Origin of the sequence: Beijerinckia sp. L45 (assembly GCF_009765775.1) — a bacterium.
Classification (GTDB): Bacteria; Pseudomonadota; Alphaproteobacteria; order Rhizobiales; family Beijerinckiaceae; genus RH-AL1.
Window position 1 is genome coordinate 45,818 of the sequence record NZ_LMUU01000198.1, and the last position, 11,122, is coordinate 56,939.

14 protein-coding genes and 1 pseudogene are annotated in these 11,122 nt (G+C 64.9%); 8 read left to right on the top strand and 7 right to left on the bottom strand.

What is annotated here, in order from left to right; all coding sequences use genetic code 11:
* Window positions 1-417, bottom strand: a pseudogene (metX, locus tag GSQ79_RS29765) (homoserine O-acetyltransferase); the annotation flags it as partial.
* Between the two features lie 158 nt (window positions 418-575).
* Between metX and GSQ79_RS21370 the strand changes: the two are divergent.
* The 3 genes from GSQ79_RS21370 (at window position 576) to GSQ79_RS21380 (ending at window position 3,653) form a co-directional block, all read left to right on the top strand.
* On the top strand, window positions 576-1,424 hold the full coding sequence (locus GSQ79_RS21370; RefSeq protein ID WP_158810808.1) for a chorismate mutase: 849 nt from the start codon (window positions 576-578) through the stop codon (window positions 1,422-1,424).
* A 155-nt stretch (window positions 1,425-1,579) separates the two neighbouring features.
* Window positions 1,580-2,707 (top strand): histidinol-phosphate transaminase, encoded by a 1,128-nt coding sequence (locus GSQ79_RS21375; RefSeq protein ID WP_158810809.1) that lies wholly within the window; start codon window positions 1,580-1,582, stop codon window positions 2,705-2,707.
* Window positions 2,700-3,653 (top strand): prephenate/arogenate dehydrogenase family protein, encoded by a 954-nt coding sequence (locus GSQ79_RS21380; RefSeq protein WP_158810810.1) that lies wholly within the window; start codon window positions 2,700-2,702, stop codon window positions 3,651-3,653. The genes GSQ79_RS21375 and GSQ79_RS21380 overlap by 8 nt, the downstream gene beginning before the upstream one ends.
* Here the strand turns inward: GSQ79_RS21380 and GSQ79_RS21385 are convergent, their stop codons facing one another.
* The 3 genes from GSQ79_RS21385 to GSQ79_RS21395 form a co-directional block, all read right to left on the bottom strand.
* Complete coding sequence (locus GSQ79_RS21385) at window positions 3,654-4,259, bottom strand: phage holin family protein (protein WP_158810811.1); 606 nt, start codon at window positions 4,257-4,259, stop codon at window positions 3,654-3,656.
* Window positions 4,259-4,642, bottom strand: a complete 384-nt coding sequence (locus GSQ79_RS21390; protein WP_158810812.1) for a YqjD family protein — start codon at window positions 4,640-4,642, stop codon at window positions 4,259-4,261. Before GSQ79_RS21390 ends, GSQ79_RS21385 begins: the two co-directional genes overlap by 1 nt.
* 205 nt (window positions 4,643-4,847) lie before the next feature.
* Window positions 4,848-5,051, bottom strand: a complete 204-nt coding sequence (locus tag GSQ79_RS21395; protein ID WP_158810813.1) for a hypothetical protein — start codon at window positions 5,049-5,051, stop codon at window positions 4,848-4,850.
* A gap of 120 nt (window positions 5,052-5,171) precedes the next feature.
* Between GSQ79_RS21395 and GSQ79_RS21400 the strand changes: the two genes are divergently transcribed.
* Window positions 5,172-6,080, top strand: a complete 909-nt coding sequence (locus tag GSQ79_RS21400; RefSeq protein ID WP_158810814.1) for a Ku protein — start codon at window positions 5,172-5,174, stop codon at window positions 6,078-6,080.
* A gap of 76 nt (window positions 6,081-6,156) precedes the next feature.
* Window positions 6,157-6,318: a hypothetical protein gene (locus GSQ79_RS21405; protein WP_158810815.1), complete on the top strand. Its 162-nt coding sequence runs from the start codon at window positions 6,157-6,159 to the stop codon at window positions 6,316-6,318.
* Here GSQ79_RS21405 and GSQ79_RS21410 read toward each other — a convergent pair.
* A complete protein-coding gene (locus tag GSQ79_RS21410; protein ID WP_158810816.1) occupies window positions 6,315-7,298 on the bottom strand; it encodes a tyrosine recombinase XerC in 984 nt (327 codons plus the stop codon). The two genes, GSQ79_RS21405 and GSQ79_RS21410, sit on opposite strands and share 4 nt — an antisense overlap.
* A 443-nt stretch (window positions 7,299-7,741) precedes the next feature.
* Between GSQ79_RS21410 and purC the strand changes: the two genes are divergently transcribed.
* The 3 genes from purC to purQ all read left to right on the top strand — a co-directional run bounded on the left by purC (window position 7,742) and on the right by purQ (window position 9,551).
* Entirely contained in the window at window positions 7,742-8,536 is a 795-nt protein-coding gene (purC, locus tag GSQ79_RS21415) for a phosphoribosylaminoimidazolesuccinocarboxamide synthase (protein ID WP_158810817.1), read from the top strand.
* 78 nt (window positions 8,537-8,614) lie between these two features.
* Window positions 8,615-8,854 carry a phosphoribosylformylglycinamidine synthase subunit PurS gene (gene purS / locus GSQ79_RS21420; protein WP_158810821.1) on the top strand — a complete coding sequence of 80 codons (240 nt, stop codon included), beginning with the start codon at window positions 8,615-8,617 and terminating at the stop codon, window positions 8,852-8,854.
* A gap of 1 nt (window position 8,855) precedes the next feature.
* Window positions 8,856-9,551, top strand: coding sequence for a phosphoribosylformylglycinamidine synthase subunit PurQ (gene purQ, locus GSQ79_RS21425; protein WP_158810818.1), 696 nt, complete (start codon window positions 8,856-8,858; stop codon window positions 9,549-9,551).
* A gap of 80 nt (window positions 9,552-9,631) precedes the next feature.
* On the opposite strand, the gene GSQ79_RS21430 is transcribed toward purQ, so the two are convergent.
* Entirely contained in the window at window positions 9,632-10,024 is a 393-nt protein-coding gene (locus GSQ79_RS21430; protein WP_174243252.1) for a RidA family protein, read from the bottom strand.
* A gap of 17 nt (window positions 10,025-10,041) precedes the next feature.
* Window positions 10,042-11,122: acetamidase/formamidase family protein (locus tag GSQ79_RS21435; RefSeq protein WP_174243253.1), on the bottom strand; the 1,081-nt coding region annotated here is incomplete at its 5' end.

Sequence of the window (11,122 nt, forward strand, 5' to 3'; positions counted from 1 at the left end):
CATGTCGCGGATCGTCACCACGGGAAGGTCGAGCGCATAGGCCCCGTCGGTGGCCGGGTTCAGCGAGGCCGGCCCGGTCGTCCCCATGCAGCCGCCGATGACGTTGGAGGCGATGACGAAGTAGCGGTCGGTATCGACCGGCTTGCCGGGGCCGACCATCGTCGCCCACCAGCCGGGCTTGCCGGTCAGCGGATTCGGGTTGGCGACATGCTGGTCGCCGGTCAGTGCGTGACACACCAGCACCGCGTTGCTCTTGTCGGCGTTCAGCGTGCCGTAGGTCTGATAAGCGATCGTGAAGGGGCTGAGGGCGACGCCGGCATCCATCAGCAGCGGCTTGTCCGCGCCGAACGTCACGACGAGAGACTGCGGCGTCTCGGCCTCGCGGCGGATCGCCGCTTTGGTCAGGATGACGTTCATCGGCCGACTCGGCCGTTTGGGGGAACACGCATTGCTTTGGGCATATGGGAACGCCGCCATGGGCGAGTCAAGGCGGAGATGGTCGGGGAGCCGGGATCGCGCCGCTTTCCTTTGCCATGCCGGGGAGCCGTGCTTAAGAAGACCGCGAGGATGACGCGATGACCCTTTCCACCGACCAAAGTCCGCAGGCGCATAATGCGGCGCCCGATCTCGATGCGCTGCGCGTCGAGATCGACCGCATCGACGAGGCGCTGCACGGCCTTCTGATGTCGCGGGGCGAGATCATCGACCGGCTGATCGCGGTGAAGGCGCGGCAAGGCGGCGGCTCCGCGTTCCGGCCGGGCCGCGAGGCGGCGATGATGCGGCGGCTGGTGACGCGCCATGCCGGGATCCTGCCGCTCGCGACGGTCGAGAGCATCTGGCGGATCATCATCTCCACCTTCACCTATGTCCAGGCCCCTTACAGCGTACATGCGGACATCGCCGACGGCGATGCCGCGATGCGCGACAGCTGCCGGTTCCATTTCGGCTTTACGGTGCCGCTGGTGACCCATGCCGGCGCGACAACGGTGATCGCGGCGGTGGCCGCCGCTGAGGGCGATCTCGGTCTGGTACGCGTCGAGGCGCTGTCGGGGCCCGCCTGGTGGGACGGCCTGCTCGATCCTGCCGCGCCAAAAATCATCGCGCGCCTGCCGTTTGTCGAGCGTGCCGATCATGCCGCAGGCCTGCCGTTGTTCGTTGTGGCAAAGCCGCTGGCTGGCGCCGCGGTCACCGATGTCGGTCTCTTTGCGCTCGAGGGCCTGTCGCCGGATGCGGCCGCGGCGGTCGGTCATGGCATCGAAATCGTCGCCACGATCGGCCGCAGGATGATCGCCGCCGCACCCGATGCGGTGAATGCCGAGCGTGTTGCCGCGGCGTTTGCGATCCCGGCGCAGCATGTAACCTGGATCGGTTCGCATGCGCGCCGCTTCGAGATCGAGGCGGGGCAGAGCCTCGCCGCGCAGTGAGAGCGGCGACGCCCGACTAGGCAAGGCGCCATGTTGCTGTATTGAAGCCTGCTTGACCAAAACCACCCAAGGAGCGCGAGACGTGCGCCTGGGATGCGGAGGCTTTCCGAAGTCTTCGATCCCGGCATGTGCGGCTTGAGTGCAGGGAGATCATCATGAGTTCGTCCGAAACCCGGCCGTCACGGCCGCAACCCCATGCCAGCGTCCTCGCCATCGACACCTATGTGCCGGGCAAGAGCAAGGCGCAGGGTTTTGTCGGGACGATTCACAAGCTGTCCTCCAACGAGACGCCGCTCGGCGCCTCGCCGCTCGCGAAGGCGGCGTTTCAGGCCGCCGTCGACAAGCTCGAGGTCTATCCCGACGGCACGGCGCGCGCGCTGCGCGAGGCGATCGGCTCGGTCCACGGCCTCGATCCCGCGTGCATCGTCTGCGGCGCGGGCTCGGATGAGCTGCTGGCGCTGCTGGCGTCGATCTACTGCGAGCCCGGCGATGAAGGGATTTTCACCGAGCACGGCTTTCTCGTCTATCGCATCGCGATCTTGGCGGCGGGCGGCGTGCCGGTGGTCGTGCCGGAAACCAATTTTACGCTCGATGTCGACGCTGTCCTGGCGGCGGTGACACCGCGGACCAAGATCGTCTATATCGCCAACCCTAACAATCCGACTGGGACCTATGCCTCGAGCGGCGAGATCGCACGGCTCGCCGATGGCTTGCCGCCTTACACGCTGCTGGTGATCGACGGAGCCTATGCCGAGTATGTGACGGCTTCGGATTTCGATTCTAGCTTCGCCCTGGTCGCCGCGCGGCATAACGTCGTCGTCACCCGGACTTTCTCCAAGATCTACGGCCTCGCCAGCCTGCGGCTCGGCTGGTGTTTTGCGCCCGCCGCGATCTGCGACATGCTCAACCGCGTGCGCGGCCCGTTCAACACCAATGATCCCGCAATGCGTGCGGGCATCGCCGCGATCGGCGACCGCGAGCACACGCGCCTGTCCGTGGCGCATAACGAAAAATGGCTGGGGCGCCTGGGAGCCGCGATCCGTGCGCACGGCTTCGTCGTCACGCCGAGCGTCGCGAATTTCATGCTGGTCCACTTCGCCGATCCGACGGAAGCACAGGCGGCGGATGCGTTTTTCACCGCGCGCGGGCTGATCCTGCGGGCGGTCGGGGCCTACGGCCTGCCGCAGTGCCTGCGCCTCAGCGTCGGGACCGCCATAGCGAACGAGCTTGTCATCACGGCTTTCGCCGCCTTTGCGGAAACGCGGACAGCCGCCCGTGGCTGACAAGTTGGGACCGCCGCTCAAGACGCCGCTCTTCGACACGATCACCGTCATTGGCCTGGGATTGATCGGGGCCTCGATCATACGTGTGGCCCGCCAGCAAAATCTGGCCCGTCGCGTCATCGGCGCCGATGCCGATCCGGCCGTGCGGGTGCGGGCTCGGGAGATCATGCTCGGCGACCAGATCGCGGATGATCTCGAGGCGGCTGTGCGACATGCCGATCTCGTCATGCTCTGCATCCCGGTCGGCGCGATGGGACCTGTCGGTGCGGAAATCGGTCCGATCCTCAAGCCGGGTGCCATCATTTCCGATGTCGGCTCGGTCAAGGCCTCGGTGATCGCGGCCGTGGCGCCGCATATGCCGGCCCACGTTCACCTCATCCCCGGTCATCCCGTCGCCGGCACGGAATATTCCGGCCCCGACGCCGGCTTCGCCAGCCTGTTCGTCAACCGGTGGTCGATCCTCACCCCGCCGGAGGGCACGGACGACGCCGCGATCGCGCGTCTGACGCAGTTCTGGACCGAGGCCGGCGCCAACGTCGAAGTGATGAGCGCAAGCCACCATGACATCGTTCTGGCGATCACCAGCCATGTGCCGCATCTCATCGCCTACAACATCGTCCGCACGGCCGCCGATCTCGAAGCCGTGACGCAGTCCGAGGTGATGAAGTTTTCCGCCGGCGGTTTCCGCGACTTTACCCGCATCGCCTCGTCCGACCCGACGATGTGGCGCGACATTTTCCTGAACAATCGCGAGGCCGTGCTGGAGGTGCTTGGGCGCTTCAACGAAGACCTTTCCGCGCTGCAGCGGATGGTGCGCGTCGGCGATGGCGACGGCCTGTTCGACCTGTTCGCCCGAACCCGGGCGATCCGGCGCGGCATCATCGCCCAGGGCCAGGAAACCGCGGCGCCCGACTTCGGGCGCCGCGCCGCGGAAGCCAAGGTCTGATCAGACCGGCGGCGGGGCCTCCGGCTCGGCCGGTTTCTGCGCGAAGAGATCGGCCACGAGCGGCGACATGGCGAGACCCGCTTCCAAAACGCTGCGCCAGCTCTTCCACAGGCGTCCGACCAGGAACCCGACCACGATCGCGCAGCCGACGAGCGGCACGGGACCGAGGCGCTTGGCCATCGTCGCACCGGCGAAGACGGCCAGCTGCTCGCGCCGCAGGCCGAAGCGCTGCAGGATATCGAGGATCGGCTTGGTGAACTGGTCGATCTGCGCGTTGATTTCAGGCTGCAGCGGCACGGCCTCGGCCGCCTTGGCGTCCTCGACGGTCACGGCGGGGGATGACCCGTCGCGCAGGGCGAAGACCACGGCAAGGATGGCGACGATAAAATAAAGCCCGGCGACCGCCAGCGCGGCGACGATCGGGCCGGCAAGCGTGGCAATCCACAGATCGAACGCGATGGTCAGTGCGATCAAAACCACCAGCAGACACATGGCTGCGACAAGAAAAAGCGCCACCTTCCGGAGAAGGCGGACGCTGAATTCCGTGATCGAATCGATGAGCGGCGCCAAGGCGTCGCCCACGAGATTGGCGATGAACCCGAACATTAGAACGAGCGGCTCAGCAGTCCCATCAGAAGGCCCGCGATCGCGGCGACGACGACGGCCGTCAGCGGATTGCGCTCGATCTTGGTTTCGACATCCGAGCTGAATGCTCCGAGACGCTCTTGCGCATCGGCGGCGCGGCTCGACAGACGGTCGCGCACGTCGCCGGCCCGGTCGGCGACGCGGTCGGAGAGGTGGCTGGCACGATCGGACAGCGTATCGCGCGCCTGATTGTAGGTGCTGTAGGCCTGATCGCTCGTGGCGCTCGCCCGTGACCGCAGGAGCTGGGACACCGAACCCGTGAGCTTGGCGATATCGTCGCGCAACGCGGAAAGATCGGCGGCGAAATCCTGCGACGCTTGTTGGAATGGCTTGGAATCTGACATGAGGTCCTCGTCGCTTTTGGAACAACCGCACGGCCTGAAGGCTGCTTGGTTTCGCGCTATTTGCAACACCGTAACCGCTTCGGCCGTACTGCTCAGCTAGAACGCGGCCGTTTGGCGCAGGTTCCGCCTGATCAGCCTTGGAAAGGCTGGTGCCGCTGTGATTCCATAAGGCGTTCGGATCGAACGGGTTCCAACACCTTCACGCTCATGAGGTTGACGCCACCATCGGTGGCGTGATCTCGGGGCCAGGCACCGGATCGACGACATCGGGATCGCCCATCGGCGGCGGTTCCTGGTTCGGATCGATGACGGGTTCGGGGATGCGACCTGGGCCTGGCATCGGTGGCGGCACCGGCATATCGCCGGGAACGGGCTGCGGCGGCACCTGCTGGAGTTCGAGATTGTGCATCGACCGTCTCCTTGCTGTGTCGAGCCAGTTGAAACGTGGCCCTTCGGGTGCGGGTTCCCGAGGAACCGGGACGCTGCTGCCACGTTCGCCCCGCGGTATTGCGTAAGGTGGAGTTCTCTCATGGCGCCGCGTGCTAATTGGAAGGGCTATCTCAAGCTCTCGCTCGTCTCCTGCCCGGTCGCGCTGTTTCCCGCGTCGAGTGCCAGCGAAAAAGTCTCGTTCCACATGCTCAACGGCGCGACAGGCAACCGCCTGAAGCAGCAGTATGTGGATTCGGAGACCGGCGATCTCGTCGAACGCGACGAGCGGGTCAAGGGCTACGAGGTCGCCAAAGGCGACTACATCCACGTGACCGATGACGAACTTGCCGACGTGCAGATCGAAAGCAGTCATACGATCGATATCGAAAGCTTCGTGCCCGCCTCCGAAGTCGATCCGATTTACATCGACAACCATTATTATTTGACCCCGGAGGGCAAGGTCGGCGAGGAGGCGTTCGCGGTCATCCGCGAGGCCATGCGCAAGCGGGCGATGGTCGGCATTGCACGGGTCGTGCTGTTCGGGCGTGAGAGGATGGTCATGGTCGAGCCGCGTTCGAAGGGCCTGATGGCGACGACGCTGCACTATGCCTACGAGGTGCGCAACGACGCCTCGTATTTCGACGAGATCCCGAAAGTCGATCTGGCCAAGGAACTGCTCGATCTCGCTTCGCACATTATCGATACCAAGACGGCCAAGTTCGACCCAAGCCAGTTCAAGGACCGCTACCAGGAGGCGGTGGTCGAACTCATTAAGGCGAAGCAGTCAGGCAAGCCGGTCCAGGTCGCCAAGCCGTCCAAGCCGAGCAACGTCGTCAGCCTGATGGACGCGTTGCGGAAGAGCCTGGGGCCTGCCGCCGATGCGCCGGCGGAGACCAAACCGGCATCCAGCCGAAAGACCGCGGCTCCCGCTCGCAAAGCCGCTGTGCCGACACCGCGGCATAAAACGGCCAAGCCGGCCGCAAAGCCGGCACGACGCAAGGCCGGATGATCCTTTTGCCGACTTAGCCGTTCTAAGCTTCGACGCTCTCGTAGCGTCAAAGCATCCCAACCAAGGGCGAATCAGAATGGCATCGGATCCGAACGACGACATCACCCTGAATAAGGTCGAGGCTCGACAGGGGTCGACCAAGCCGAAGATGATCTACGTTCTGATCGCTGGCGTCGTTCTGGTTGTCGTGGCCTTTGTCGTTGCCTCGATGTTTTTCCAGCACCCGACGACGCCTTAGGAGGCTTTGGCGCGAGGATGGTTGGCCTGATAGCTTTCCAGCAGGCGCGCCGAATCCACCGCGGTGTAGATCTGCGTGGTAGAGAGCGACGCGTGGCCGAGAAGCTCCTGGATCGTTCGGAGGTCGCCGCCGCGGCTTAGCAGGTGCGTGGCGAATGAGTGCCGGAGGGCGTGCGGCGTCGCGCTGTCGGGCAGGCCGAGCGCGCCGCGGAGCCGCTCGACGGCAAGCTGGATCAGCCGGGGTGATAGTGGGCCTTTGCGCAAGCCGATAAACAGGGGGCCCGCCGGCGCAAGCGGAAACGGGCAGAGCGCGATGTAACGCTCGATGGCATGGCGGATCGGCGCGATGACCGGCAGTTGTCGGGTCTTTTGGCCCTTTCCGACGACCGTCAGCACGTCGAGATCGCCGACCGGCGCATCGATGCGGCGGATCGCCAGCGCTTCCGAGATGCGCAGACCGGCGCCGTAGAGCAAAGCCAGAACGGCCGTGTCGCGCGCCAGGATCCAGGCCGCCCGGTCATCGCCAACAAATCCCTCTCCGGAAACGACATCGCACGCCAGGTTCGGGCTCAACGGCTTCGGCAGGGTCCGCGGCAGCTTCGGCGCGCGGACCGACCCGAGCGCCATGGTTTTCGCGAGCCCCTCGCGCTCGGCGAAGCGGGCGAACGAGCGCACGCCGGCGAGCTGGCGCAAGAGCGAGCGGTTGCCGACATCGGCCTGACGCCGGCGGGCCATGAAGGCGCGGACATCGCCCGTCGTCAGCGCGTCGATCGTGGCCAGGGTCGGGCGCTCGCCCTGATGCTCGGCGAGAAAGCCGATGAATTGCCGGAGGTCCCGGCGATAGGCCTCGATGCTGTGCGGCGACATCCGTCGTTCGCCCTGAAGATGGCTGGTCCAAGCCAGCGCCGCATCTGCGAGATCGAGCTGCGCCGGATAAAAGGCGAGCGAGGCGGGCTGGCTGTCATCCTGCGGTGATTCCATGACCCCATAATGCCCTTACAAATCTTACGGTGCATTAAAGCCTAAGGTCGGGTCGCGACATCGCGGTGTTAACCACCTCCCGCACCGTCCCTTTTCGCGGGGGTGCAGAGCACATATATGAAGGAAGCGTTATGTCGAGCCGCGCTGGCTTGTCGTGTCGCGGTTTATTGCTAAGCTTCGGGACGCGTTCTTCTTTATAGGGACAAAGTCTTCCATGTTTAAGCACCTGCCTAAGCAAGACCAGATGCCATCGGACGGCTACGCTTGTCTCGGCGTGGCGGGCGGCTGGACCTCGGGCGGGTTGTTTGTTGCGATGGAACCGGATACGACGCAGTGCAATACCGCGGCAACATACGCGCTAAATCCTGCGCTGCTCGTCTGAACAGAGTACAAGTTCGGTTTGGGCGCTCGGCCTAGGGTCTTCAAAGGAGCCACGGCCACCCATGGATCATCTCAAGCCACGGTTAATCCCCATGAATCGCCGCAGGCGCATTTACGAAGGTAAGGCCAAGGTCCTTTACGAAGGCCCGGAGCCAGGTACGCTCATCCAGCATTTCAAGGATGACGCCACCGCGTTCAACGCCAAGAAGCACGAAGTGATCGACGGGAAAGGCGTGTTGAACAACCGCATTTCCGAGTTCATCTTCCAGAATCTCAACGACATCGGGGTGCCGACGCACTTCATTCGCCGGCTCAACATGCGCGAGCAGTTGATTCGCGAGGTCGAGATCATCCCGCTCGAAGTGGTCGTGCGCAACGTCGCCGCCGGTTCGCTCGCCACCCGCCTCGGCATCGAGGAAGGGACGCAGCTGCCGCGCTCGATCATCGAGTTCTATTACAAGAACGACGCGCTCAACGATCCGATGGTATCCGAAGAGCATGTTACCGCGTTCGGCTGGGCGAGCCCGCAGGAGATCGACGACATCATGGCGCTCGCCATTCGCGTCAACGATTTCCTCTCCGGCCTCTTCCTCGGCGTCGGCATCCGTCTCGTCGACTTCAAGATGGAATGTGGCCGCCTGTGGGAAGGCGAGATGATGCGCATCGTCGTCGCCGACGAAATCTCCCCTGATTCGTGCCGGTTGTGGGACATCAAGTCCAACGACAAGCTCGACAAGGACCGCTTCCGTCGCGACATGGGCGGGCTCGTCGAAGCCTACACCGAGGTCGCGCGCCGGCTCGGCATCCTCCAGGAAAACGAAGCGCCCCGCGCTTCGGGCCCCAAACTGGTCCAGTAGGCGGCTTCGGCCCCCGACTCAAACGATCAAACGGAGGCTTTGGCCTCCGTTTTCTTATGTGGTAACCGAAGAGCCATGATGAAAGCGCGCATTACTGTCACCCTCAAGACCGGGATCCTCGATCCGCAGGGCAAGGCCATCGAGGGCGCTCTGCGCTCGCTCGCCGTTCCCGGGATCGACAGCGTTCGCCAAGGCAAGGTGTTCGACATCGACCTCGCCGCGACCGATCCCGCCGAAGCCGAGCGGACCTTGAAGGAGGCCTGCGAAAAGCTGCTCGCCAACACCGTCGTCGAAAACTACCGCGTCGAGCTGCTCTGAGATGCGTGCCGCCGTCGTCATGTTCCCCGGCTCCAACCGCGAGGGTGATGCGGTCCGGGCGTTGCGCGCCGCCGGCATCGAGGCCGCCACCGTCTGGCATGGCGACCACGAGCTGCCGGCTGGCACCGATCTCGCCGTCTTGCCGGGCGGCTTCTCCTACGGCGATTATCTGCGCTGCGGTGCCATCGCCGGGCGCTCGCCGATCATGGACGCGGTGCGCGCCCATGCCGGGCGTGGCGGGCTCGTGCTCGGCATCTGCAACGGCTTTCAGATCCTCGTCGAAAGCGGCCTGCTGCCGGGCGTGCTGATGCGCAACGCGGATCTGCGCTTCGTCTGTCACATGCAGCACCTGCGCGTCCAGCGCGCCGACACGCCGTTCACTACGTCGTATCGCGAAGGCGAGGCGATCGAGGTCGCGATCGCTCATGGCGAGGGCAACTATACCGCGGATGCCGAGACGCTCGCGCGGATCGAAGGCGAGGGCCTCGTGGCGTTCCGCTATTGCGATGCCGCCGGCGTGGTGAAAAGCAACCTCAGCCCCAATGGCTCGATGAACGAGATCGCAGGCGTGTATTCGTCCAATTTCCGGGTGCTCGGCCTGATGCCGCATCCGGAAAACCTGATCGATCCGCTGGTCGGCGGGACGGATGGGCTGAAACTGTTCGAGAGCCTGGCGGAGTCGCTCGCCACGGCTTAGCTGGCATCTCACTTTTGGACGCCGTCATTGCTTCGCCTTCGGCTCGCAATGGCGGCTGGCAGGCGCGATACCGCCCGATATCAGCCTCCGGTACGCCGCTGCGCCACCAGATCGATCTCGATCCGCGCGTCGTAGGCGAGCCCGGTCGTGCCGACGCAGGTCCGCGCCGGCAGCTTTCCCGGTGCAAAATAGGTCGCGTAGACGGCGTTGACCGCCGCGTAGTCCTCTTTGAAGTGCGTGAGGTAGATCCGCACCATCACGACGTCGCCGAGATCCAGTGACAGCCCGGCGAGAACGGCCGTCAGGTTGGCCATGACGTTGCGCGTTTGGCTCTCGATATCTGGCGGCAGAATGCCGGGTGTCAGCGGCGTGTCCGGCATCTGGCCGGTGACGAAGACGAAGCCGCCGCTTTCGACGGCATGGCTGAAGGGTGCGACCGGCGGCGGCGCGCCGGGACTCATGTGAAACAGCAAGTGTTGTCCTCTGTGGATCAGGTGAGTTCCGGCGGCGCCTCGAACACGGATTTCTTCAAAATGGCGTGGACGCCCCAGTTGCCGTCGACCACCTGCGTCACGCCGAAATCGACGGCGACGGCCATCAGCGACACCGCCTCGTCCTCGCTCAGGTCCCGCGTCGTCATCAGGAACCGCCGCATCTTGCGGAACGCGTCTTTCATCGCGAGGTCGAGCGAGGAGTTGCAGTAGACTTCGCTCTGGCTCGCTTCGCCGAAAGCGGCGAGGTAGTTCGGGTGGCTGAAGCCCGGCAGGATCCACTCTGTCGGCGTTTCGATAAGCGGGTGGTCAAGGTCGACGAAGGGCTGCCCCGCCTGGTCCTTGCGCTTGTGCAGGATGATCTGGAATTCGCCGGTCAGCGAGCATTCGATGGCGGTGCCGCAGAGCTCCCCGTCGCCCTGTGCGGCATGGGGATCGCCGACGGAGAGCAGGGCGCCGGGGACGGCCACGGGCAGGTAGACGGTGGCGCCTTTGCCGAGCCGCCAATTATCGAGGTTGCCGCCGAAATAGGACGGCGGGATCGAATCGATCATTCGCGTCTCGCGCGGCGCCACGCCGATGACGCCGAAATGCAGCCGTATCGGCACTTTCACGCCGTTCAGCACGTCGTGGTTCGGGGTGATGGTCGCGGGATCGACCAAAACGCCGGGGTAGTCGTAGGTGACGTGGACAGTGCCGTAGGGGTCCGTCTGCGGCGTCCAGCGATAGCTGTAGATGGCGCCGGCGAAGGGCGTCTCCGCCTCGGCGAACAGTTCGTAGATGGTAACCACTTCGCGCGGCTTCAGGCCGGTCAAAAACTCGCCGTAGTGATAGCCCCACCAGGCTGCGACGTTGCTGCCGAAGACGCGGCCGGCATAGGTTGGGTTGGCGCTCGGGCGCGGCGCGATGTCGAGGATGCGGACTTCAAGCACGTCGCCGGCCTGCGCCCCGGCGACGTAGATCGGGCCGGTACAGATGTGGACGCCGAACCCTTCGCCGGCGCCGCGTCCGAAGATCGAGGCGTCCATCGGGCCGGCGCCGCGGCGGTCGACGGCCTTGCCGTCGGGGGTCCAGCCGAAC